The sequence below is a fragment of the Modestobacter versicolor genome (assembly GCF_041028285.1).
GTDB lineage: Bacteria > Actinomycetota > Actinomycetes > Mycobacteriales > Geodermatophilaceae > Modestobacter > Modestobacter versicolor_A.
Genome location: NZ_JABGDB010000001.1, coordinates 142,570 through 164,223, shown reverse-complemented (window position 1 = coordinate 164,223; position 21,654 = coordinate 142,570). Strand labels below are relative to the sequence as shown.

Annotated in this window: 21 protein-coding genes; 12 read left to right on the top strand and 9 right to left on the bottom strand. The window is 76.0% G+C overall.

What is annotated here, in order from left to right:
• Positions 1 to 49: 49 nt before the first annotated feature.
• From HL054_RS00825 to HL054_RS00805, 5 genes are all read right to left on the bottom strand, one after another.
• The gene (locus HL054_RS00825) at positions 50 to 685 is read right to left on the bottom strand and encodes a response regulator (protein ID WP_369136786.1); all 636 of its coding nucleotides are present in this window, start codon (positions 683 to 685) and stop codon (positions 50 to 52) included.
• Positions 682 to 1,917 carry a sensor histidine kinase gene (locus tag HL054_RS00820; protein ID WP_369136785.1) on the bottom strand — a complete coding sequence of 412 codons (1,236 nt, stop codon included), beginning with the start codon at positions 1,915 to 1,917 and terminating at the stop codon, positions 682 to 684. Before HL054_RS00820 ends, HL054_RS00825 begins: the two co-directional genes overlap by 4 nt.
• Positions 1,914 to 2,738, bottom strand: a complete 825-nt coding sequence (locus tag HL054_RS00815; RefSeq protein ID WP_369136784.1) for an ABC transporter permease — start codon at positions 2,736 to 2,738, stop codon at positions 1,914 to 1,916. The genes HL054_RS00820 and HL054_RS00815 overlap by 4 nt, the downstream gene beginning before the upstream one ends.
• A complete protein-coding gene (locus HL054_RS00810; protein WP_369136783.1) occupies positions 2,735 to 3,640 on the bottom strand; it encodes an ABC transporter ATP-binding protein in 906 nt (301 codons plus the stop codon). The genes HL054_RS00815 and HL054_RS00810 overlap by 4 nt, the downstream gene beginning before the upstream one ends.
• An 86-nt stretch (positions 3,641 to 3,726) precedes the next feature.
• On the bottom strand, positions 3,727 to 4,425 hold the full coding sequence (locus tag HL054_RS00805; protein ID WP_369136782.1) for an SDR family oxidoreductase: 699 nt from the start codon (positions 4,423 to 4,425) through the stop codon (positions 3,727 to 3,729).
• 124 nt (positions 4,426 to 4,549) lie between these two features.
• On the opposite strand from HL054_RS00805, the gene HL054_RS00800 reads away from it, so the two are divergent.
• The 4 genes from HL054_RS00800 (at position 4,550) to HL054_RS00785 (ending at position 8,786) form a co-directional block, all read left to right on the top strand.
• Positions 4,550 to 6,052, top strand: coding sequence for an AlkA N-terminal domain-containing protein (locus tag HL054_RS00800; RefSeq protein ID WP_369136781.1), 1,503 nt, complete (start codon positions 4,550 to 4,552; stop codon positions 6,050 to 6,052).
• Positions 6,049 to 6,582: a methylated-DNA--[protein]-cysteine S-methyltransferase gene (locus HL054_RS00795; RefSeq protein WP_369136780.1), complete on the top strand. Its 534-nt coding sequence runs from the start codon at positions 6,049 to 6,051 to the stop codon at positions 6,580 to 6,582. Before HL054_RS00800 ends, HL054_RS00795 begins: the two co-directional genes overlap by 4 nt.
• Before the next feature lie 47 nt (positions 6,583 to 6,629).
• Positions 6,630 to 7,853, top strand: coding sequence for a DNA recombination protein RmuC (locus tag HL054_RS00790; RefSeq protein WP_369136779.1), 1,224 nt, complete (start codon positions 6,630 to 6,632; stop codon positions 7,851 to 7,853).
• 297 nt (positions 7,854 to 8,150) lie between these two features.
• A complete protein-coding gene (locus tag HL054_RS00785) occupies positions 8,151 to 8,786 on the top strand; it encodes a DUF6542 domain-containing protein (RefSeq protein ID WP_369136778.1) in 636 nt (211 codons plus the stop codon).
• A gap of 82 nt (positions 8,787 to 8,868) precedes the next feature.
• Here HL054_RS00785 and HL054_RS00780 read toward each other — a convergent pair whose 3' ends face one another.
• Positions 8,869 to 9,840, bottom strand: coding sequence for a 4-hydroxy-3-methylbut-2-enyl diphosphate reductase (locus HL054_RS00780; RefSeq protein ID WP_369136777.1), 972 nt, complete (start codon positions 9,838 to 9,840; stop codon positions 8,869 to 8,871).
• Positions 9,841 to 9,984: 144 nt separating this feature from the next.
• On the opposite strand from HL054_RS00780, the gene HL054_RS00775 reads away from it, so the two are divergent.
• The 4 genes from HL054_RS00775 to HL054_RS00760 are packed head-to-tail and all read left to right on the top strand — an operon-like array spanning position 9,985 to position 13,490.
• Complete coding sequence (locus HL054_RS00775; RefSeq protein ID WP_369136776.1) at positions 9,985 to 11,181, top strand: hypothetical protein; 1,197 nt, start codon at positions 9,985 to 9,987, stop codon at positions 11,179 to 11,181.
• A 4-nt stretch (positions 11,182 to 11,185) separates the two neighbouring features.
• A complete protein-coding gene (locus HL054_RS00770) occupies positions 11,186 to 12,022 on the top strand; it encodes a M15 family metallopeptidase (protein ID WP_369136775.1) in 837 nt (278 codons plus the stop codon).
• A 38-nt stretch (positions 12,023 to 12,060) separates the two neighbouring features.
• A complete protein-coding gene (gene xseA / locus HL054_RS00765) occupies positions 12,061 to 13,284 on the top strand; it encodes an exodeoxyribonuclease VII large subunit (protein ID WP_369136774.1) in 1,224 nt (407 codons plus the stop codon).
• A complete protein-coding gene (locus tag HL054_RS00760; RefSeq protein WP_369136773.1) occupies positions 13,281 to 13,490 on the top strand; it encodes an exodeoxyribonuclease VII small subunit in 210 nt (69 codons plus the stop codon). The genes xseA and HL054_RS00760 overlap by 4 nt, the downstream gene beginning before the upstream one ends.
• A 50-nt stretch (positions 13,491 to 13,540) precedes the next feature.
• Here HL054_RS00760 and HL054_RS00755 read toward each other — a convergent pair whose 3' ends face one another.
• The gene (locus HL054_RS00755; protein WP_369136772.1) at positions 13,541 to 14,167 is read right to left on the bottom strand and encodes a DUF4245 domain-containing protein; all 627 of its coding nucleotides are present in this window, start codon (positions 14,165 to 14,167) and stop codon (positions 13,541 to 13,543) included.
• 68 nt (positions 14,168 to 14,235) lie between these two features.
• Here HL054_RS00755 and glpX point away from each other — a divergent pair, with 68 nt between their 5' ends.
• Positions 14,236 to 15,291 (top strand): class II fructose-bisphosphatase, encoded by a 1,056-nt coding sequence (gene glpX, locus HL054_RS00750; RefSeq protein WP_369136771.1) that lies wholly within the window; start codon positions 14,236 to 14,238, stop codon positions 15,289 to 15,291.
• Positions 15,292 to 15,294: 3 nt separating this feature from the next.
• Here glpX and HL054_RS00745 read toward each other — a convergent pair whose 3' ends face one another.
• Both HL054_RS00745 and HL054_RS00740 read right to left on the bottom strand, forming a co-directional pair.
• Complete coding sequence (locus HL054_RS00745; protein ID WP_369136770.1) at positions 15,295 to 15,975, bottom strand: DUF1707 domain-containing protein; 681 nt, start codon at positions 15,973 to 15,975, stop codon at positions 15,295 to 15,297.
• 28 nt (positions 15,976 to 16,003) lie between these two features.
• Complete coding sequence (locus tag HL054_RS00740; RefSeq protein ID WP_369136769.1) at positions 16,004 to 16,561, bottom strand: hypothetical protein; 558 nt, start codon at positions 16,559 to 16,561, stop codon at positions 16,004 to 16,006.
• 198 nt (positions 16,562 to 16,759) lie between these two features.
• On the opposite strand from HL054_RS00740, the gene HL054_RS00735 reads away from it, so the two are divergent.
• The 3 genes from HL054_RS00735 to HL054_RS00725 all read left to right on the top strand — a co-directional run bounded on the left by HL054_RS00735 (position 16,760) and on the right by HL054_RS00725 (position 21,652).
• Positions 16,760 to 18,163 carry a class II fumarate hydratase gene (locus HL054_RS00735; protein ID WP_369136768.1) on the top strand — a complete coding sequence of 468 codons (1,404 nt, stop codon included), beginning with the start codon at positions 16,760 to 16,762 and terminating at the stop codon, positions 18,161 to 18,163.
• A 111-nt stretch (positions 18,164 to 18,274) separates the two neighbouring features.
• Positions 18,275 to 19,576, top strand: coding sequence for a citrate synthase (locus HL054_RS00730; RefSeq protein ID WP_369136767.1), 1,302 nt, complete (start codon positions 18,275 to 18,277; stop codon positions 19,574 to 19,576).
• 207 nt (positions 19,577 to 19,783) lie between these two features.
• Complete coding sequence (locus tag HL054_RS00725; protein ID WP_369136766.1) at positions 19,784 to 21,652, top strand: NlpC/P60 family protein; 1,869 nt, start codon at positions 19,784 to 19,786, stop codon at positions 21,650 to 21,652.
• The last annotated feature ends 2 nt before the right edge of the window (positions 21,653 to 21,654 follow it).

Below are 21,654 nucleotides of genomic sequence, written 5' to 3'. Positions count from 1 at the left end.
CCTGTCCACAGATCCGGCCGATGCCTTGACAGGGTCGCGATCAGCCGTGTCAGGCCGAGCCGGGGCCGGGCAGCAGGCCGCGCTCGACGGCCACCAGGACGGCGCGGGTCCGGTCGTCGACGCCGAGCTTGGCGAACACCCGCAGCAGGTGGGTCTTCACCGTCGCCTCGCCGATGTACAGCTCCCGGCCGATCTCGGCGTTGGTCATCCCGCGGGCGACGGCGGCGAGCACCTGCAGCTCCCGGGCGGTCGGCGCCTCGGCGGCGGGCGCCCGCATCCGGGACACCAGCCGGGCCGCCACCGGCGGCGCCAGCACCGTCTCCCCGCGCGCCGCCGCCCGCACCGCGTCGGCCAGCTGCGGCAGCGGCGTGTCCTTGAGCAGGTAGCCGGTCGCCCCCGCCTCGACGGCCCGCACGATGTCGGCGTCCGTGTCGTAGGTGGTGAGCACCAGCACCCGGACGCCGGGGTGGTCGGCGGTGATCCGGCCGGTCGCCGTCACGCCGTCCATCCGGGGCATCCGCAGGTCCATCAGGACGACGTCCGGCCGGTGCTCGGCCACCGCCGCGAGCGCCTCCAGCCCGTCGGCCGCCTCCGCGACGACGTCCAGGTCGGGCTGGGCGGCCAGCCAGCCGACCAGCCCACCCCGCACCACCGGGTGGTCGTCGACCACCAGCACCCGGGTCATCGGGTCGGCACGCGCACGGTCACGCGCGTCCCCCGCCCCGGCGCCGAGGCGACGTCGACCGCGCCGCCGACCTCCTCGGCCCGGTCCCGCAGCCCCGCGAGCCCCACCCCGGCGGCGTCCGCCGGGTCGAAGCCGACCCCGTCGTCCTCGACGTGCACCGACACGACGTCGCCGACGTGGCTCAGCCGCAGCACCACCGCGGTCGCCGACGCGTGCCGGCGCACGTTGGCCAGCGCCTCCTGGGCCCCGCGCAGCAGCACGATCTCCTCGCTCCTCGTCAGCCCCGCGTCCTCCGCCAGCGCCGCGGTGTCCAGCCGGGTGGGCAGGCCGGTCTCCCGGCCGAACCGCTCGGCGAGCCGCTCCAGCGCCTCGCGCAGCGTCGCGGAGTCCAGCGCCACCGGCGCGAACGCGGCGACCATCGCGCGGGCCTCGGCCAGGTTCTCCCGGGCGACCTCCTCGATCAGGGCGACCCGCTCCGCGGCCGCACCCGGGTCGCCGGGCAGCTGCGCCGCGGCGGTCTGGGCCAGCACGACGATGCTCGTATAGCCCTGGGCCAGGGTGTCGTGCACCTCCCGGGCCCACCGCTCGCGCTCGGCGAGCACGCCCTGCTGGTGGTGGGCCTCGGCCAGCTCGGCGCGGGTCGCCTCCAGCTGCTGGATCAGCTCGGCCCGCTCCTCGCTCTTGGCCAGCAGGCCGTGCACCCACAGCCCCATCGCCAGGCTGAAGACCATCCCGACCAGGGTCTCCCCCGGGCCCCAGAGCGGCTCGTCGCCGCGCGCCCAGGCGACGAACGGGCCGGTGGTGCTGGCGACGGCGAGCACCACCGTCCAGACGACGCCCGCCGGCACGGTCGGCACGATGAACCAGACCTGCGGGTAGGCCAGGAACATCAGGAACAGCAGCGACGGCTCGATCCACGCGACGACGCCGATCACCGCCACCAGCAGCGCCAGGTAGGCCGTCGCCCGGCGCGGGTCGCGGCCGGTCAGCGCCGGCGCGCCCAGCCCGACCCAGCCCACCGCCAATACCCCGAGGGCACCCACCAGCAGCGCCCGCGGGCCGCCGTCGGCGTCGACGACGCCCACCGCACGCACCAGCGCCGTCCCGAGCATCGCCGCGACGACCAGGTGCCAGACGACGACCGCCGTCCGCCAGCCCTGCTCGGACAGCGGGGCGCCGCCGTCCCCCCACGCGGGGACGGCGGCGACCCGGGGCCGGGGGCGCAGGTTCACCCGTCCGCCCGGCGCCAGCGGAACGTGCGGACGCAGACCATGACGCCGATGATCACCCATGCGACCAGCACCAGGGCGGTCCTGCCGTGCTCCCACCCGCCGGCGACCTCGAACGCGCCGGCCTCCTCGGGCAGGAACGCCGAGCGCATCCCCTGGGTGAGCCACTTGAGCGGGAAGACCGCGGCGACCTGCTGCATCCACCCGGGCAGCTCGGTGAAGCCGAAGAACACCCCGGAGAAGAACTGCAGGACGATCGCGAAGCCGGAGACGGTCGTGGTGACCGACGACGCGCTGCCGGGCAGCGCCGACACCGCGATGCCGAGCACCGTGCCGGCCAGCGCGCCCAGCGCGGCCACCCACAGGAAGGTGAGCCAGTGCCCGAGGTCGGCCGGCATCGGGACGTCGTAGGCGTAGCGCGCCAGCGGGAGCAGCAGCGCCAGCTGCACCGCCGTGGTCACCAGCACCTGGCCGGCCTTGCCGGCGAAGTAGGCGACCGGCGGGGTGCCCAGCAGCTGCAGCCGCTCCAGCTGACCGGCCTCCCGCTCGGCGGCGATCGCGGTCCCGACCGCCTGGAAGCTGCTCAGCATGATGCCGGTGGCCGCGATCCCGGCCAGGAAGTACTGCGCGAACGGGATGTCGCCGGGGCGCTCGTCGCCGCCCAGCACCGAAGCGAAGATCACCATCATCACGAGCGGGTAGGCGAACGAGAACACCACCTGCTGGCGCTCGCGGGCGAACAGCCGGAGCTCCAGCCGCACCCGGGCCAGCGCGATGCGGGCGGTCGACGGCGGGGCGGGTCGGTCGGTCCGGACGGCGGTCATCGCAGCTCTCCTCCAGGGGTGGCGCCCACGAGCTGGAGGTAGACGTCCTCCAGGCCGGGGCGGGTGACGGTGAGGCCGGGGACCTCGGCGTTGGGGCTCGCGGCGAGCAGGTCGCGCAGGACGGCGGCCGGCGCCCCGGTGCGCACCTCGCGCCACCCGCCGTCCTCGCGCCAGCGGACGGTGGCCTCCCGGCGCAGGGCGGCGCCGAGCTCGGCGGGCGGGGCCACCTCCACCAGCCGGCCAGCGGCGATGACGCCCACCCGGTCGGCGAGCTCGGCGGCCTCGTCGAGGTAGTGGGTGGTGAGCAGCACCGTCGTCCCGCCGGCGCGCAGGTCCCGCACCAGCTGCCAGAACCGGCGGCGGGCGACCGGGTCCATGCCGGTCGTCGGCTCGTCGAGGAAGACCAGCTCCGGGCTGCCCTGCACCCCCAGCGCCACGGCCAGCCGGCGGCGCTGCCCCCCGGACAGCCGGGCGACCCGGGTGCCGGCCTGCTCGACGAGGCCGACCGCGGCCAACAGCTCGTCGGTGGACCGCGGCGTGGCGGTGTAGACCGCGAAGTGGTCGAGGGTCTCGCGGACGCTGAGCGCCTGGCCGGCCCCCTCGCCCTGGCTGACCACGCCGATCCGGCCGCGCCAGCGCCGTCCGGCCGTGGCCGGGTCCTCGTCGAGCACCAGCACCTCGCCGGCGTCCCGGGTGCGGACCCCCTCGAGCACCTCGATCGTCGTCGTCTTGCCCGCCCCGTTGGGGCCGAGCAGCGCGAAGCACTCGCCGCGTCGCACCTCGAGGTCGAGGCCGTCGAGGACGGCGCGGCCTCCGTAGCTCTTGCGCAGCCCGCGGACCGTCACGGCCGGGGACCGCCCGCCGGTCGTGGTCGCCGGGGGCGCCGGCTGGGTCGTCGTCATGCAGTCAGCCTGTCGGCGGCGCGCCGGCTCCGGGACCACCGGCGAGTGGGTCCGCCGTCCACCGGTCGGTGGACGGCGGACCGGTCTCAGCGGGCGAGCTGCGGGTAGAGCGCCGCCACGCCGCCGGCCAGACCCGACTGCACCTGCCGGCTGACCTCGTCGGCCACGATCTCGTGCGCACCGGCCTCGATCGCGTCCACGGCGATCCGGGCGATCTGCGCCGGGTCGGACTTCGGCGCCGTGATGCCCTCGGTCATGTCGGTGTCCATGTAGCCCACGTGCAGCCCGGCGACCGCGACGCCGCGGGGCGCCAGTTCCGCGCGCAGCGCGTTCGTCATCGACCAGGCGGCGGACTTGGCGGCGCTGTAGGCGCCGGTGCCCGGGAAGCTGATCCAGGAGAGCGCGGACAGCACGTTGACGATCGTGCCGCCGGCCGCCTCGACCTGCGGGAGGAACGCCCGGACCACCGACAGGGTGCCGAGGTAGTTGGTGTCCAGCTCCGCCTGAACGTCGGCCAGGTCGCCGGTGAGCAGGTTGGTGCGGGTGTCGATGCCCGCGTTGTTGACCAGCAGGGCGACGTCGCCGGTGGCGGCCGCAGCAGCCGCGATCGAGGCGGGGTCGGTGAGGTCCAGGGCGATCGGCGTGACCCCGGGCAGGTCCACCGACCCGGGACGACGGGCGGCGGCGTGGACCGTCGCGCCGCGGGCGACGAGCTCGGCGGCGAGGGCCCGGCCGAAGCCGCGGTTGGCGCCGGTGACGAGGGCGGTGGTCGTGCTGAGGTCCACGGGGTCTCCTGGTGACGTCGGTTTGATTCTCAGACTAACGCGCCCGACCGAGCGCCTCCGCCACCCCCACCGCTGCGTCCGAAAACCGCCAGTCGTCGTCCGGCCCGGGTGCCATGCTCGGGCCATGACGCAGACGCTGGACCGCGGCCGGCTGGACGAGGAGCACTGCTACCGGGCCGTGACCAGCCGGGACCCCCGCTTCGACGGCTGGTTCGTCACCGCGGTGCACAGCACCGGCATCTACTGCCGTCCGTCCTGCCCGGCGCGCACCCCGCTGCAGCGCAACGTCTCCTTCCACACCACCGCGGCCTCCGCGCAGGCCGCCGGCTTCCGCGCCTGCCGCCGCTGCCGCCCCGACGCCGTCCCCGGGTCGCCCGAGTGGGACGTGCGGGCCGACGTCGTCGCCCGGGCGATGCGGCTGATCGCCGACGGCGAGGTCGAGCGCGGCGGGGTGGGCGGGCTGGCGGCCCGGCTGGGCTACTCCGAGCGCCAGCTGCACCGGCTGCTCACCGCCGAGCTCGGCGTCGGCCCGCTTGCCCTGGCCCGGGCCCAGCGGGCGCAGACCGCCCGGCTGCTGATCGAGACCACGACGCTGCCGATGGCCGACGTCGCGTTCGCGGCCGGCTTCGCCAGCATCCGGCAGTTCAACGAGACCGTGCAGTCGGTCTTCGCGACGACGCCCTCGGCGCTGCGGCCGGCCACCCCGCGCACCGACGGGGGCGCCCCCGGCTGGCTCACCCTGCGGCTGGCCGCGCGCGCCCCGTTCGCCGCCGACGAGGTGCTGCTCTTCCTCGGCGCGCACGCCACCCCCGGCCTCGAGGAGTGGGACGGGACGACGTTCTCCCGGGTGCTCGACCTGCCGCACGGTCCCGCGGTCGTCCGGCTCTCCCCCGCCCCCGACGGCGGTGCCGCGGTGACCGCACGGCTGCGGCTCGGCGAGCTGCGGGACCTCGGGGTGGCCGTCACCCGCTGCCGGCGGCTGCTGGACCTCGACGCCGACCCGGCCGCCGTCGACGCGGTGCTCGGCGCCGACCCCGCCCTGGCGCCGCTGGTCGCCGGCGCCCCCGGCCGCCGGGTGCCCACCTCGCCGGACGCCGACGAGCTCGCGGTGCGCGCGGTGCTCGGCCAGCAGGTGTCGGTCGCCGGCGCCCGCACCCTCACCGCCCGGGTGGTCACCGCCGCCGGCCGGCCGCTCGCCGAGCCGGTCGGCACGCTCACCCACGCCTTCCCCCGACCCGACGCGCTCGCCGACGCCGACCTGACCGCGGTCGGGCTGACCGGCGCCCGCCGGCGGACCGTGCACACGCTGGCCGCCGCCCTCGCCGACGGCTCGGTGGTCCTCGGGCCCGGTGCGGACCGGGACGACGCCCGCCGCCAGCTGCTCGCCCTCCCCGGCATCGGCCCGTGGACGGCGGCGCTGGTCGGGCTGCGCGGACTGGCCGACCCCGACGTCTGGCTGCCCGGCGACCTGGCGCTGCGCCGGAGCCTCGCCGCGCTCGGCAGCTCCGACACCGACGCCGCGTCCCGCTGGCGGCCGTGGCGGTCCTACGCCGTCCTGCACCTGTGGGCGCTCGCCGTCCCGGCCCTCTTCACCCGCGGTCCCCTTCCTGATCGGAGCCCGTCATGAGCACCGCCCCCGCCCGGTTCGCCACCGTCACCACCCCGCCCGGCCCGTTCACCGTGCTGGTCACCACCGACGCCGACGGCGAGGACGTCGTGCTCGCCAGCGGCTGGACCGCCGACGTCGGCGAGCTGCTGCCGGTCGTCCACCGGGACCTGCGCCCCGACCGGGTCGAGCGCGCCGACGACCTCCCGGTGCTGGCCGTGGTCGCCGCCTTCCACGACGGGGACGTCGCGGCGATCGACGCGGTGCCGGTCCGGCAGCGCTCCGGCCCGTTCCTCACCGACGCGTGGGAGGTGCTGCGCACCGTCCCGGCCGGCCGGCCGGACACCTACGCGGCCTTCGCGGTCCGCTGCGGCCGGCCCGCGGCCGTCCGCGCCGCCGCGGGCGCCTGCGCCCGCAACGCCGCGGCGCTGTTCGTGCCCTGCCACCGGGTGCTGGCCACCGGCGGCGGGATGGGCGGCTTCCGCTGGGGGACGCCGGTCAAGCGCTGGCTGCTCGACCACGAGGCGGCGCACGCCCCCGTCGCAGCCTGAGCGCGTCGCCGGCCGAAGTGTCGGACCCGTCAGGCAACCTGCCGGGCATGGACGCCGCTTCCCTGCTGCTCGGGCTCCTCCTCGGCGCGCTGCTCGCCACCGCCGTCACCGTCGGCGTCGTCGCGCTGCGCGGCCGGGGCACCCCCGCGCCCGACGGGCTGGAGCCGGTGCACGAGTCGCTGGACCACCTGCACCGGCTGCTGGCCGGCATCGAGCGCGACCGGGCCACCGCCCACGGCGAGCTGCGCGAGCAGGTCGGCACCATCGGGCAGACCTCGGCGCTGCTGCGGCAGGAGACCGCCGCGCTGGTCACGGCGCTGCGCACCCCGCACGTGCGGGGGCGGTGGGGCGAGCTCCAGCTGCGCCGGGTGGTCGAGGTCGCCGGCCTGCTGGAGCACTGCGACTTCGTCGAGCAGCCAGGCGGCACCACCGACGACGGCGCCCGGGTGCGCCCCGACCTGGTGGTCACCCTGGCCGACGGCCGGCAGGTGATCGTCGACGCCAAGGTGCCGTTCACCGGCTACATCGAGGCGGTGCAGGCCACCGACCCGGCGGTCCGCGCCCAGCGGGTGGCCGACCACGCCCGGCAGCTGCGCACCCACGTCGACACCCTCGCCGCCCGGCAGTACCCCACCGCCTTCGGCGCGGCCGCCCCGTTCACCGTGCTGTTCGTGCCCTCCGACGGCTTCCTCACCACGGCGCTGGAGGCCGAGCCGGCGCTGCTCGAGCACGGCTTCGCCCGCGACGTCATCGTCGCGACGCCGAGCACGCTGCTGGCGCTGCTGCGCACGGTCGCCTACTCGTGGCGGCAGGAGCGGCTGGCCCAGGACGCCGGCGCGGTCCTCGAGGTCGGCCGCACGGTGCACGCCCGGCTGAGCACGCTGTCGGGCCACCTCACCCGGCTCGGGTCCGCGCTCGGGTCGGCGCTCACCCGCTACAACGAGACGGTCGGCTCCTACGAGAACTCGGTGCTGGTCGCCACCCGTCGGTTCGACGACCTGGGCGTGGCCGCGGCGCCGGTGCCCCGGCCCGCGCCGGTCGAGGGCGCCGTGCGGGTGCTGCGCTCGGTGCCCGACGGGGACACCGGCCCGCTGGCGGAGCTGCCGCTGCCCGGGCTCGACGGCCCCGGCGCGGCGCCGGCCGCCCGGCACGACGTCCCCCGGCACGACGTCCCCCGGCACGACGTCCCCCGGCAGGACGACGGTCGGCAGGACGAGGGTCGGCACGACGACGGTCGGCACGCCGGCGAGCGGGACGGCACCACCGGCTGACGCCGCGCGCCGCGTCGGGCGCGGACGCCCGGTCGACCCGGCCCGCGACACGCGCGGACCGCGACGGGTGTGCGTGCTGGGACGGCTGGGGCCCCGCTCTGCACTTTCCGCCAGCTGCCGGTGCGGACACCGGCGAGTTCTGACCCGCCGCTGCTCCGAGGGTCCAGCGTCTACTCAGGAAGGGCCGATACCGTGGCCCCAACGGTGGGCGCGCGTGCGCGTCCGCCGCCGACGAGGAGGTGCACCATCGCTCCGGTCACTGTCGATGCTCGATCCCAGGACAGGCGGGAGGACGCCGTGCGTGCAGAACGGAGCGACGCCGGCCGCGCCGCCGGCCGCGGCTACCCCTCGCCCCGCGTGGGCGGCACCCCGCCGCGAGGACGCGCCCCCGAGCGCGACCGGTCCGCGGCCGACCGTTCGGCCCGGGTGGGCCGCCCGCCCGAGCGCCGGTCCCCCGACCTCCGCCCGCCCCGCGCCGGCGGCCGCCACTCGGGTGAGTTCCGCCGCCCGGTGCCCGCTGCCGACGAGCGGCGCACCGGCTCCTCCGTGGCCGGCCGCACCCGCACCGCGCCGACCTCCGGCTCCCGGCTGAGCGGTGCGCTCGCCGTCCTCGGCGTCTTCCTGCTCACCCTGGCCGCGGCGGCCGCCGACTCCTACATCGGCCTCGGCCTCGGGATGATCACCCTGGTCGCGCTGACCGTCGGCACCGTGGCCGCCGCCCTGCTGGTCCGCCGCCGGGACCTGCTCAGCGTGGTCGTCGCCCCGCCGCTGGTCTTCGTCGCCGTCGCCGTGGTCAACATCGGCCTCGCCCCGTCGGCCACCCTCAACGCGGCGACGCTGGCGACCCTGCTGGTCCGCGGCTTCCCGGCGATGGGCGTGGCCACCGCCGCGGCCGTCGTCATCGCGCTCGGCCGGCTGGTCGCCAAGCGCTGAACCGCCCCGGACGTGCGACGGCCCGGCACCCCCACGGGGTGCCGGGCCGTGCTGCGTCCGGAGCCCGCAGGGGGCCGGTGCGTCAGTCCGCGTCGACGGCGAGGGCCGTGCGGCGCTGCTTGAGCTCGTGCGGCAGGGCGAACACCAGGCGCTCCTCGGCGGCCTTGACCGTCTCGACGTCGAGGTAGCCGCGCTCGGCCAGCCAGTCGAGGACGTCGCTGACCAGGATCTCCGGCACCGAGGCGCCGCTGGTGACGCCGACCGTGCCGACGCCCTCGAGCCAGGCCTCGTCGATCTCGGAGGCGAAGTCGACCAGGTGCGAGTCGCGGGCACCGGCCTCCAGCGCCACCTCGACCAGCCGCACCGAGTTGGAGGAGTTCGTCGAGCCGACCACCAGCACCAGGTCGCACTCGCCGGCCATCTGCTTGACGGCCTGCTGGCGGTTCTGGGTGGCGTAGCAGATGTCGTCGCTGGGCGGGCTCTGCAGACCGGGGAACCGGGACTTCAGCGAGTCGACGGTGGCCAGGGTCTCGTCGACCGACAGGGTGGTCTGCGACAGCCAGACCACCTTCTCCGGGTCGCGGACCTGCACGTTGGCGATGTCCTCGGCGCCGTCGACCAGCTGGGTGTGGGCCGGGGCCTCGCCCATCGTGCCCTCGACCTCCTCGTGCCCGCGGTGGCCGATCAGCAGGATGTCGTAGTCGTCCTTGGCGAAGCGCTTGGCCTCCATGTGCACCTTGCTCACCAGCGGGCAGGTCGCGTCGATGGTGTGCAGCGACCGGGCCTCGGCCTCGGCCTTGACCGCCGGGGACACCCCGTGGGCGCTGAAGACGACGACCGAGCCCTCGGGCACCTCGTCGGTCTCGTCGACGAACACCGCACCGCGGCGCTCGAGGGTGGCCACCACGTGCTTGTTGTGGACGATCTGCTTGCGGACGTAGACGGGGGCACCGTGGATCTCCAGGGCCCGCTCGACGGCGATCACCGCCCGGTCGACGCCGGCGCAGTAGCCCCGGGGGTCGGCCAGCAGGACGCGTCCACGCGGTTCAGCCATGGCACCCATGCTAGGCGGCCCAGCGGCGCCGGACCGGCTGCCGACGGCCCGGGCGGGTGGCGCTGGACACGCTGCCGCACCCGCACGGGCGACGTCCCGCCCGGTCGGGCTGCCGCTGGCCGGTCCGTGCGGCACGCTGGGGGCATGGCTCGAGAGATCCCCGAGGTGGTCCGCGCGGTAGCCGGACTGGCCGCCACCGTGCTGGACGAGGCGCGCAAGCTCCCCGAGACGCTGCCCGGCCTGCCGGTGCGGCTGGTCGGTCAGGCGCTGCAGACGTCGCTGCGGCTGCAGCAGCAGTACTCGGGTCTGGTGGCCCGCGGCGACGAGGTGTTCACCGGGCTCCGCGGTGAGCACGAGCCGGGGATGGCCACCTTCGACGACGACGTCCCCGCACCCACCCGCGCCGCCGGGACCACCCCTGGGCCGCGCAGCTCCGCCTTCGACCGGGTCGCGGACCTGCCCGAGGACGCCGTCGACGAGGAGCTGTCCGACGAGCTCGCCGACGACCTGGCCGTGGCCGGCCTGCCGCTGGCCGCCGCCGACCCGCTGGCCGCCGCCGACCCGCTGGCCGACGCCGACGAGCTGTCCGACGACGAGCTGTCCGACGCCGAGCTGTCCGACGCCGAGCTGGCCGCCGAGGCCGCCGCCGTGCTGACCCTGACCTCGGACGACGAGCCCACCCCGGCCCAGGTCGCCGCCCTCCCCGACGACCCGATCGCGGACGCGGTCACGGCCGCCGTCGACGAGCTGGCCGACGAGGTCTCCGACGAGGTGGCCGCCGACCTGCCCGCCGGTGCGCCGGACGAGCTGGTCGAGGACGTCATCGCCGACGCGGTGGCCGAGGTCGCCGAGGAGGAGGTGGCCGTGGACGAGGCGGTCGCCGAGGAGCTCATCGCCGACGCCGTCGTCGGCGGCACCCCGCCGCCCGCGGCCCCCGCCGTCCCCACGCTGGACGACGTCAGCCCCGGCGAGGCGCCCGGCCAGACCGAGCTGGTCGACGACGCCACCCCGGACGTCGCCGCCCTCGACGACGCGGCCGAGGAGCTGGTGGACCTCGGCGGTCCGGAGGCCGCGGAGAGCGTCACCCCCGGCAGCGACGTCACCGACAGCCGGGCCAGCGACCCCCTGGTCGCCCCCGACGGGGCAGCCGGGGCCGGCCCCACCAGCCCGGTCGACGGGTACGACACCTTCAGCATCCCGGCGCTGCGCGGCCGGCTGCGCGGCTACCCGGCCGAGACGGTGGCCGACCTGCTCGATTACGAGCGGGCCACCCGGGCGCGGGCGCCGTACGTCACGCTGCTGCAGAACCGGCTGGAGAAGCTGAGCATCGACCGCGGATGAGCCGGTGACCAGCAGTCCGGGCAGGCACCGGCGGCGGTCACGGGGGCTCCGGCTGGTGCTGGCCCTCGTGCTGCTGGCCGGCGTGCTCGCGGTGGTCGTCGCGGTGCGGGAGGTCCGCGACCCGGGCGCCGACCCCGCGTCCGCTGCGGCCTCCGCGCCGGCGACGACGACCCCGCCGACCTCGGCGCCGCCGGAGACGACTCCCGCTCCGACGACGCCTGCGCCCCCACCGAGCACCCCCGCCCCGCCGACCTTCGACCGCACCCAGCAGTCGATCGACGACCCCGCCAGCCTCTGGGTCGTGGTCAACAAGGCCCGACCGCTGTCGCCGATCGACTCCGCGCCGACCGACCTGGTGCCGATCAGCGGCCTCCAGCTCCGCGCGGAGGCGGCGCAGGCGATGTCCGACATGCTCGCGGCTGCCGCCGCCGAGGGGCTCGGCATCTCGGTGCAGAGCGCCTACCGCTCCTACGACTACCAGGTGGGCCTGTTCAGCGCCCAGGTCGCCCGGTTCGGCGAGACCCGGGCCGAGGTGCAGGTCGCCCGGCCGGGCCACAGCGAGCACCAGACCGGGCTCGCCGCCGACGTCGGGGGCGGCGGCTGCGACATCGAGAGCTGCTTCGGCACCACGGCGGAAGGCCAGTGGGTGGCGGCCAACGGCGCGCGGTTCGGGTGGGTGATCCGGTACCCCGACGGCGCCCAGGACGTCACCGGCTTCAAGTACGAGCCCTGGCACGTGCGCTACGTGGGCGTCCCGCTGGCCACCGAGCTGCAGCGCACCGGCGTCCGGACGCTCGAGGAGTTCTTCGGGCTGCCGGCCGCGCCCGGCTACCCCGGCTAGCGGCGGGCCCCGGCGACGGCAGTGGCAGGCTCCTCCCCGTGACCAGCCCCTCCTCCCCCGAGCAGCCGTGGCCGGTGCGCACCGTGGCCCGCAAGGTCGCCGAGTGGATCGGCCGGCTCGGCGAGGTGTGGGTGGAGGGGCAGGTCGCCCAGCTGTCCCGGCGCGGGAACGCCGCGACCGTCTTCCTCACCCTGCGCGACCCGGCCGCCGACCTGTCCATCCCGGTCACGTGCCCGCGCGACGTCGCCGACCGGCCCGGCCTGGAGCTGGCCGAGGGGTCCCGGGTGGTCGTCCGGGCCCGCCCGGACTACTACGTCGCCCGCGGCTCCTTCTCGCTGCGCGCCACCGAGATCCGCGCCGTCGGCCTCGGTGAGCTGCTGGCCCGGATCGAGCGCATCCGCCGGCTGCTCGCCGCCGAGGGACTGTTCGACGCGGCGCGGAAGCGGCCGCTGCCGTTCGCCCCGGCGGTCGTCGGCGTCATCACCGGCCGGGACAGCGCCGCCGAGCGCGACGTGCTGGTCACCGCCCGCCGGCGCTGGCCGGCCGTGCGGTTCGTGGTGCACAACTGCGCCACCCAGGGGCCGACGGCGGCCGAGTCGGTGATGGCCGGGCTGCGCCGGCTGGACGCCGACCCCACCGTCGAGGTGATCGTCATCGCCCGCGGCGGCGGCTCGGTCGAGGACCTGCTGCCCTTCTCCGACGAGGGTCTGGTGCGCGCGATCGCCGGCACCCGCACCCCGGTGGTCACCGCCGTCGGGCACGAGACCGACACCACGCTGGTCGACCACGTCGCCGACGTCCGGGCGGCCACCCCCACCGACGCCGCACACCGGATCGTGCCGGAGATCGGCGAGCAGCGGCGGCTGGTCGAGGGGCTCCGCGCCCGGGCCCGGCAGCTGCTGGGCAGCCGGCTGGAGCAGCAGGAGCGGTGGCTGGAGCAGGTGCGCAGCCGGCCGGTGCTCGCCGACCCGCAGCGGCTGCTGGCCGGCCGTGCCGACGACGTCGCCGCGCTGCGCCGGCGGTCGACCCGCACGCTCACCTCGCGGGTGGAGCTGGCCGACCGGGACCTCGAGCACGCCCGGGCCCGGGTGGCCGCGCTGTCACCGGCCGCGACCCTCGACCGGGGCTACGCGGTGGTGCAGCGCGCCGACGGGGCGCTGGTGCGCGACCCGGCGGAGGTGGGCGACGACGAGCGGCTGCAGGTGCGGGTCGCCGGTGGCCGGCTGCCGGTGCGCGTCGACAGGCAGGATGGTCCCCCGTGAGCGAGCCCCAGGCCCCCGAGCCGACCCAGACCTACGAGCAGGCCCGCGAGGAGCTGGCCGACGTCGTCCGGAAGCTGGAGGCCGGCGGGCTGACGCTGGAGGAGTCGCTGGCGCTCTGGGAGCGCGGCGAGCAGCTGGCCGAGCTCTGCCAGCACTGGCTGGACCGCGCCCGCGAACGCCTCGCGGCGGCCGCCCCCACCGAGTAGCGGCCCACCCCGGGCGGACATGGCCATGTCCGCCCCCCGAGGTGGGTCGGTCAGGGGCGGTAGGGCTGGAGGGAGCCGGCGAGGGTCTGCAGCTCCTCGTCGGACGCCGAGCCGGTGACCAGCAGCGTCGCCGTCCCCTGCGCGAGGGTCAGCGCCGTCTCGCCGCGTTCGGTGGTGACCCGCTGCCAGCTCTCCCCGCCCACCTGCTCGGTGCCGTCGTCGGTGGCGTCGTCGAGGACGTCGGTGAGCGCGGCGGCGTCCGCGTCGTCGCTGACCACGTACTGGGCGAACTCCTCGTCGGGGGTCAGCCAGCCGATCTGCAGGGTGATCGGGTCGCCGGCCGTCGCCTGCCCGGCGTCGGTCCGCACGCTGGTGGGCCGCCAGTCCTCGGACAGCCCGCGCGGGACCAGCAGCTCGTAGGAGGCCCGCTCGGCGGCCGTGCGCTCGGCGCCGGAGGTGTCCACCTCGCGCACCGGGTCGTCGGGGTTCTGCTTCCACGTGGTCACCCCGACGACCAGCAGGCAGCCGAGGACCAGCGGCAGCAGCGACCGGAGCATGTTCGCCGCGGTGAACCGCTGCATCCGGTCCACCGCGGGCGGGGCGGGCGCCTCGACGGGGGCGGAGGCCCCGGCCGCGACGGGACCGGGCTGTTGACCCTGCTGGCCGGTTTCGGGCATGCCCCTAGGATCGCAGCACTGCTCCCCCCACCCGCCGACAGCGTCGCCGGCGGCCGTCAGGAGGTCCCGTGTCCCTGCCCCTGCCCGACGGACCGCTGCCCGCCAGCCCCGCCCGCGCCCCCCGCGGGGACCGCCCGCCGCCGGACCGGAACCTGGCCCTCGAGCTGGTGCGGGTCACCGAGGCGGCGGCGATGGCCGCCGGTCGCTGGGTCGGCCGGGGCGACAAGAACGGCGGGGACGGGGCCGCGGTCGACGCGATGCGCGCCCTGATCGGCACGGTGAGCATGCGCGGCGTCGTCGTCATCGGGGAGGGCGAGAAGGACGAGGCCCCGATGCTGTTCAACGGCGAGGAGGTCGGCGACGGCACCGGCAACGAGTACGACGTCGCGGTCGACCCGATCGACGGCACGACGCTGATGGCCAAGGGCATGCCGAACGCCGTCGCGGTCATGGCGGTGGCCGACCGGGGCGCGATGTACGACCCCTCGGCGGTGTTCTACATGGACAAGATCGCCACCGGCCCGATCGCGGCCGACGTCATCGACATCACCGCGCCGGCCGCCGAGAACATCCGCCGGGTCGCGAAGGCCAAGCGGGTGTCCGTCGGCGACGTGACCGTCTGCATCCTGGACCGGCCGCGGCACGAGGACCTGGTGCAGGAGGTCCGCGAGGCCGGCGCCCGGATCAAGTTCATCAGCGACGGCGACGTCGCCGGCGCCATCGCCGCAGCCCGCGAGGGCACCGGCGTCGACCTGCTGATGGGCATCGGCGGCACCCCCGAGGGGATCATCACCGCCTGCGCGCTCAAGTGCATGGGCGGTGCGCTGCAGGGCCGGCTCTGGCCGCGGGACGACGCCGAGCGGCAGCGGGCGCTGGCCGCCGGGCACGACCTGGACCGCGTGCTCGACATCGACGACCTGGTCAGCGGCGACGTGTTCTTCGTGGCCACCGGGATCACCGACGGCGAGCTGCTGCGCGGCGTGCAGTACCGGGCCGGCGGCTGCACCACGCAGTCGCTGGTCATGCGCTCGCGGTCGGGCACCATCCGGTCGATCGAGAGCCTGCACTCGCTGGAGAAGCTGAACGCCTACTCCGCCGTGCCGTTCGGCGACGACGAGGCCTGAGGGTCAGCCGGCCGGCGGCAGCGGCGGCGCGGGCGGCCGACGGTCGGCCAGCCGGTCGAGCACGGCCCGCCACCGGCTGGCCGACTCCCCCGGCGCCAGGCTGCGCAGCCGCAGGTCACCGAAGACCGTCCGGGCCCGGACGACGACCTGCGGCGTGCCGGCCAGCCGGGGCACGGGTGCGAGCTCGGTCTTCCGGTCGCCGAACACCGTCCAGCCCTCGATGACCGCCGCGACCCCCTCGCTGACGATCACGTCGACGTCGCCGAAGACCGTGCCCAGCTCCAGCCGCACCGTCCCGGCCGAGGTGCGCAGCCCGCGCAGGTCGATCCGGATGTCGCCGAACACCGTGTTCGCCCGTGCCGGCACCGACGTGGTCGCGGTGACCTTGACGTCGCCGAAGACGCTCGAGATCGCCTCGGGCGTCTGCTCGCCGACCGGCTCGCCCACCGCGGGCGACGCCGACGCCGGGGCCGGCAGGTCGGCCAGCAGGGCGTCCAGCTCCGCGGTCGTCGTCGCCGCGTAGGCGGCCCCGGCGCGCTGGCCGAACTCGTCGAGGGAGATCCGGCCCTCGCCGACCGCCGTCTGCAGGCGGGTGACCGTCGCCTCGCGGTCGGTGTCGCCGGCCCGGACGACGGGGACGTCGGTGCGGCCCGGCTGCGGCCCGGGCGGCTGCTCGGAGGTCATGCGCCCGACCCTAGCCAGCGGGCTGCGCTCAGTCCCCGGTGTCGGAGAAGACGTCGGCACAGAACGACCAGGCGCCGCCGCCCCGCCGTCCGGCGCAGGTGTCGCCGTAGTCCTCGTAGTCCGAGCCGACCGGCGAGTCGGTGTACAGGTCGTCGCAGGCGCGCATCCGGCCGTCGTGGCACTCCTGCGCGAGCCGGTCCAGCCCGGGGTCCTCGCCCAGGCCGGCGGGCTCCCGGACGGCGACGGGGGCGGGCACGACGGCGTCCGGCGACGCGTCCTCGGCCACCAGCAGCACGCCGACCACCACCGCGACGAGCGCCACCGCGACGCCGAGGAACCACAGCAGCACGGTGCGGTCGCTGCGCCCGGGCGGCGGCGCGGTGGAGGGCGGCGTCCAGTACTGCGGTCCGTACGCCTGCTGGCCGTACGGCGGCTGGCCGGGGTGTGGCGGCCCGTACTGCGGCGTCCAGTACTGCTGGCCGAGGGGCGACGGCCCCGGCGGGAGCCCGTCGGCGGCGCCGGGGTCGGTGCCGTCCCGCCACTGCGGGCGCTCCCACGGCGGCAGCTGCGGCGGGGGCGGCGTCATCAGTGCTCCTCCGGTCAGTCGAGCGGTCGGTCGAGCTCGGTGCGGGTCCCTCCAGGGCTCGTGGTCCGGCGGAGCGTAGGACGCGCCGGGCGCCGTCCGCGGCAGCCGCGGCGGAGGCCCTCCGGACCGCACCCCCGCCGGTGTCTAGGGTCGCTGCTGCAGCACCAGTCCCATCCCCACCACCCCCGGGAGCGCAGCGTGGCCACCGACACCGACGGCGCGGATCACCGCATCGAACACGACTCCATGGGCGAGGTCCGTGTCCCGTCCTGGGCCAAGTGGCGCGCCCAGACCCAGCGGGCCGTGGAGAACTTCCCGGTCTCGGGCACCCCGATCGAGCGGGAGCTGATCGGCGCGCTGGCCGCCATCAAGGGCGCCGCCGCCGGGGTCAACGCCTCCCTCGGGGTGCTGCCGCAGGAGGTCGCCGACGCCATCACCACGGCGGCCGCGACCGTCGCGCGGGGCGACTGGGACGCCCACTTCCCGATCGACGTCTTCCAGACCGGCTCCGGGACGTCGAGCAACATGAACACCAACGAGGTCATCGCCACCCTCGCCACCGAGGCGCTCGGCAGCCCGGTGCACCCCAACGACCACGTCAACGCCTCGCAGTCGTCCAACGACGTGTTCCCCTCCGCGATCCACGTCGCGGCGACCCAGGCGATCGTCCGGGACCTCGTCCCGGCGCTCCAGCACCTGGAGCTGTCGCTGGAGCGCAAGGCCGACGAGTTCGCCGAGGTGGTCAAGAGCGGCCGCACGCACCTGATGGACGCCACCCCGGTCACCCTCGGCCAGGAGTTCGGCGGTTACGCCGCGGCCGTCCGTTACGGCGTCGAGCGGCTGCAGGCCTCCCTGCCCCGCATCGGCGAGCTGCCGCTGGGCGGCACCGCCGTCGGCACCGGCATCAACACCCCGCCCGGGTTCGCCGCCGCCATCATCGAGCGGCTGGCCGCCGAGCTGGAGCTCCCGCTGTCGGAGGCGCGCAACCACTTCGAGGCGCAGAGCTCGCGCGACGCCCTGGTGGAGGGCTCCGGCCAGCTCAAGACCATCGCCGTCGGGCTGATCAAGATCGCCAACGACCTGCGCTGGATGGGCTCCGGACCGCGCACCGGCCTGGGCGAGATCGCCCTGCCCGACCTGCAGCCGGGCAGCTCGATCATGCCGGGCAAGGTCAACCCGGTCATCCCCGAGGCCGTGATCCAGGTGGGCGCCCAGGTCATCGGCAACGACGCGGCGGTCACCTACGCCGGCACCACCGGGGTCTTCGAGCTCAACGTCACGCTGCCGCTGATGGCCCGCAACGTGCTGGAGTCGATCCGGCTGCTGGCCAACGTCTCCCGGCTGCTGGCCGACCGCTGCGTCGACGGGGTCACCGCCAACGTCGAGCAGTGCCGCACCTACGCCGAGTCCTCGCCGTCCATCGTCACGCCGCTGAACAAGTACATCGGCTACGAGGAGGCGGCCAAGGTCGCCAAGCAGTCGCTGGCCGAGCAGAAGACGATCCGCCAGGTCGTCGTGGAGCGCGGCTACGTGCAGCAGGGGAAGCTCACCGAGGAGCAGCTGGACGCCGCCCTCGACGTGCTGTCCATGACCCACCCCTGAGGAAGGACCCCTCTGCCCCCACCCCTCACAGGCTCGCGGCGGGCCCCGGCAGAGGGGCCCGCGGCGGGGTCGTGTCGCACAACGGCGAGGACTGAGTAGCGTGCTGCCCTGATGAGCGAGACAGCGAGCACCCCAGACGTGGCCCTGCGCTGGCCGGGCGGCGAACTGCCCCTGCCGGTCATCCCCTCGACCGAGGGGTCCGAGGGCATCGACACCAGCAAACTGCTGGCCACCACCGGCCAGGTCGCCTTGGACATCGGGTTCGTCAACACCGCGGCCTGCACGTCGGCGATCACCTACATCGACGGCGACCAGGGGATCCTGCGCTACCGCGGGTACCCGATCGACCAGCTGGCCGGCAAGGCCAGCTTCCTCGAGGTCTCCTACCTGCTGATCCACGGCGAGCTGCCCACCGCCGACCAGCTGGCCACCTTCGACCAGGGGATCCGGCGGCACACGCTGCTGCACGAGGACCTCAAGCAGTTCTTCAAGGGCTTCCCGAGCGACGCGCACCCGATGCCGGTGCTCAGCTCGGCGGTCAGCGCCCTGTCGACCTTCTACCAGGACTCGCTGGACCCCTTCGACCAGCGCCAGGTGGAGATCTCCACGCTGCGGCTGCTGGCGAAGCTGCCGACGATCGCCGCCTACGCCTACAAGAAGTCCGTGGGCCAGCCGTTCCTCTACCCGGACAACTCGCTGGGCCTGGTGGAGAACTTCCTGCGGATGACCTTCGGGTTCCCCGCCGAGCCGTACGAGGCCGACCCGGAGCTGGTCAAGGCGCTGGACATGCTCTTCGTCCTGCACGCCGACCACGAGCAGAACTGCTCCACCTCCACGGTGCGGCTGGTCGGCTCCTCGCACGCCAACCTCTTCGCGTCGGTCTCCGCCGGCATCAACGCGCTGTTCGGCCCGCTGCACGGCGGGGCGAACCAGTCGGTGCTGGAGATGCTGGAGTCGATCAAGCGCGACGGCGGCGACATCGACCGCTTCGTCGCCCGGGTGAAGGACAAGGAGCCCGGCGTCAAGCTGATGGGCTTCGGCCACCGGGTCTACAAGAACTACGACCCGCGCGCGGCCCTGGTGAAGGACACCGCCGACACGGTGCTCAACAAGCTCGGCGGCAACAACGAGCTGCTGGACCTGGCCCGTCGCCTGGAGGAGATCGCCCTCTCCGACGACTACTTCATCCAGCGCAAGCTCTACCCGAACGTCGACTTCTACACCGGCCTCATCTACCGGGCCATGGGCTTCCCGACCAAGATGTTCACCGTGCTGTTCGCGCTCGGCCGGCTGCCCGGCTGGATCGCCCAGTGGCGCGAGATGATCGAGGACCCGGCCACCAAGATCGGCCGCCCGCGGCAGGTCTACACCGGCGAGACCGAGCGCGCGTTCGTGGAGATCGGCAACCGCTAGCGGCTGCACCCGCACGACACCAGGCCCCGCCGTCCCCCGTGGACGGCGGGGCCTCGTCGTGTGCGCGGGCTCCCCCCGATGGGGTGAGCCACGTCCTCCGAACCGGTGAGGGACCTACACCGACCCCCCGGGCACGTCGATGGGATCGAGACACCGGGCGCCCCCAGGCGCCCGGACCGATCTCACGGACGAGCCAGGGGGGCGACGGTGCCGGCACCACGCGCGCAGGACGCCGCGCGTCGTCCCCGTCCCCGGCCGCAGGGGTCACCCCAGCGGTCACGGCCCCCGTCCCGCCGTCCCTCCTCCGGGCGCGGCCGGCCGCCGTCCGGCCGCCGTCCGGCGCCGCCGCGGCGTCCGGTCCCCCGCCGGCGCACCCCGGGCGCGCTCCGGCACTGGGGACGGCGGCTCGCCGTCCTGGTCGGCACGACGCTGGCCCTCACCCTGCTCGCCGCGTTCCCCCAGCCGCCGACCGAGGCAGGTCAGCTGCCCCAGCCGGCCGCGGCCACCAGTGCGGCCGGGACGACCGCGACCACCCTGGCCGACGCCACCACCCGCTACCGGGCAGCGCTGGCCGAGGCGACCGATGCCGAGGCCCGGGCGCGGCAGGCGCACGCGGCCGGCGCCGCCGCGAGCGCGCTCGTGACGGGTGACCGCGCGACCGTCGGCGACTACGCCGACACCCTCTACCGGCGCAGCGCCGACGAGCGCTGGCCGCTCGCCCAGCTGTCGCTGCACACCCCCGCCGGCACTGCCGACGTGCTGCACGCCCAGGGGCTCGCCGAGCAGCTGAGCCGCGCGCAGGACGTCCGCGTCGCCCACGCCGCCGCGGCGGCCGTGCGGGCCGCCGAGCACACCGACGCCGCCCGGGCCGCCGAGTCCGCTGCGGCCGCCGCCCGGGCCGAGGCCGCCACCGTGCTGGCCGGGGCCCGCGAGCTGGTCGCCGGCCTCGACCCGACCGTCGCCGCCCAGTGGGCCGCGCTGGCCACCGACCCGACCTCCACCGCGCAGCAGGCCCGCAACACCGCGGCGCTGGCCGACTGGCAGGGCTACCTCGGCCTGCTCTCCGCCGCCGGCATCACCCCGCCGCCCGCGGCCGAGCTGGCCGACACCGGCGCGCTGCCCGACGGGCTCGCCCCGCTCCGTGACGCCGCAGGCACCCCGATCGCCGGTGTGGCCACCACGTTCACCGCCGGGCGGGTGGTCACGGTGCTCCCCGCCGAGACCGTCGCCGCGGTCAGCGCCGCCTTCGCCCAGCTGGGCCGGCCCTACCTGGTCGACGCCACCGGGTTCGACGGGTTCAGCTGCGCCGGCCTCGTCTCGACCGCCTGGACGCAGGCCGGCGTCGGCCTGCCCGCCGACCTCGCCGCCCAGTGGTCCCGGGGCACCCCGGTGCCGGTCGGCCAGCTGCAGGTCGGCGACCTGGTCTTCAGCACCGACCCACGCTCCGGCCTGGACGACGTCGGCCTCTACCTCGGCGGTACCAGCGTGCTGTCCGCGTCGGCCGACCGCTGGCAGGTCGCCGTCCGCGACGTGGCCGACCTGCGCACCGCCGTCCGGGTGACCGTGCCGCCGTCGGCACCGACCCCGCCGCCGGTCGCCGCGACCGGCACGCCCGCCACCTGCAGCGCCCCGCTCCCCCCGCCCGGCGCAGCGTCCGGCCCGGTGAGCGGTGCGTGGGGTGGCTGGTCGAACGGTCAGATCCCCCGCGACGAGCTGTGCACCATCGGCGACGGGCACCGGCTGCGCTGCGACGCCGCCGCCGCCTACAACGCGATGTCGGCGGCGTACGCGGCCGCCTTCGGCTCGCCGCTGTGCATCACCGACTCCTACCGATCGCTGAGCGCCCAGGTCGACGCGCACCACCGGAAGCCGAAGATCACCGCGGTGCCCGGGACGTCGAACCACGGCTGGGCGCTGGCGGTCGACCTCTGCGGCGGGGTCAACGTGTTCGGCACCGCGCAGACGGCGTGGATGCAGGGCAACGCGGGTCAGTACGGCTGGGTGCACCCCGACTGGGCGGCGGCTGGCGGGCAGAACCCCGAGCCGTGGCACTGGGAGTACGGCAGCCTCACCTGAGC

What these genes read in the sequence shown, in the direction of transcription:
- HL054_RS00825 (WP_369136786.1), bottom strand. Translation starts at nt 685, where the DNA reads ATGACCCGGGTGCTGGTGGTCGACGACCACCCGGTGGTGCGGGGTGGG.
- HL054_RS00815 (WP_369136784.1), bottom strand. Translation starts at nt 2,738, where the DNA reads ATGACCGCCGTCCGGACCGACCGACCCGCCCCGCCGTCGACCGCCCGC.
- HL054_RS00810 (WP_369136783.1), bottom strand. Translation starts at nt 3,640, where the DNA reads ATGACGACGACCCAGCCGGCGCCCCCGGCGACCACGACCGGCGGGCGG.
- HL054_RS00800 (WP_369136781.1), top strand. Translation starts at nt 4,550, where the DNA reads ATGACGCAGACGCTGGACCGCGGCCGGCTGGACGAGGAGCACTGCTAC.
- HL054_RS00795 (WP_369136780.1), top strand. Translation starts at nt 6,049, where the DNA reads ATGAGCACCGCCCCCGCCCGGTTCGCCACCGTCACCACCCCGCCCGGC.
- HL054_RS00790 (WP_369136779.1), top strand. Translation starts at nt 6,630, where the DNA reads ATGGACGCCGCTTCCCTGCTGCTCGGGCTCCTCCTCGGCGCGCTGCTC.
- HL054_RS00780 (WP_369136777.1), bottom strand. Translation starts at nt 9,840, where the DNA reads ATGGCTGAACCGCGTGGACGCGTCCTGCTGGCCGACCCCCGGGGCTAC.
- HL054_RS00775 (WP_369136776.1), top strand. Translation starts at nt 9,985, where the DNA reads ATGGCTCGAGAGATCCCCGAGGTGGTCCGCGCGGTAGCCGGACTGGCC.
- HL054_RS00755 (WP_369136772.1), bottom strand. Translation starts at nt 14,167, where the DNA reads ATGCCCGAAACCGGCCAGCAGGGTCAACAGCCCGGTCCCGTCGCGGCC.
- HL054_RS00745 (WP_369136770.1), bottom strand. Translation starts at nt 15,975, where the DNA reads ATGACCTCCGAGCAGCCGCCCGGGCCGCAGCCGGGCCGCACCGACGTC.
- HL054_RS00740 (WP_369136769.1), bottom strand. Translation starts at nt 16,561, where the DNA reads ATGACGCCGCCCCCGCCGCAGCTGCCGCCGTGGGAGCGCCCGCAGTGG.
- HL054_RS00730 (WP_369136767.1), top strand. Translation starts at nt 18,275, where the DNA reads ATGAGCGAGACAGCGAGCACCCCAGACGTGGCCCTGCGCTGGCCGGGC.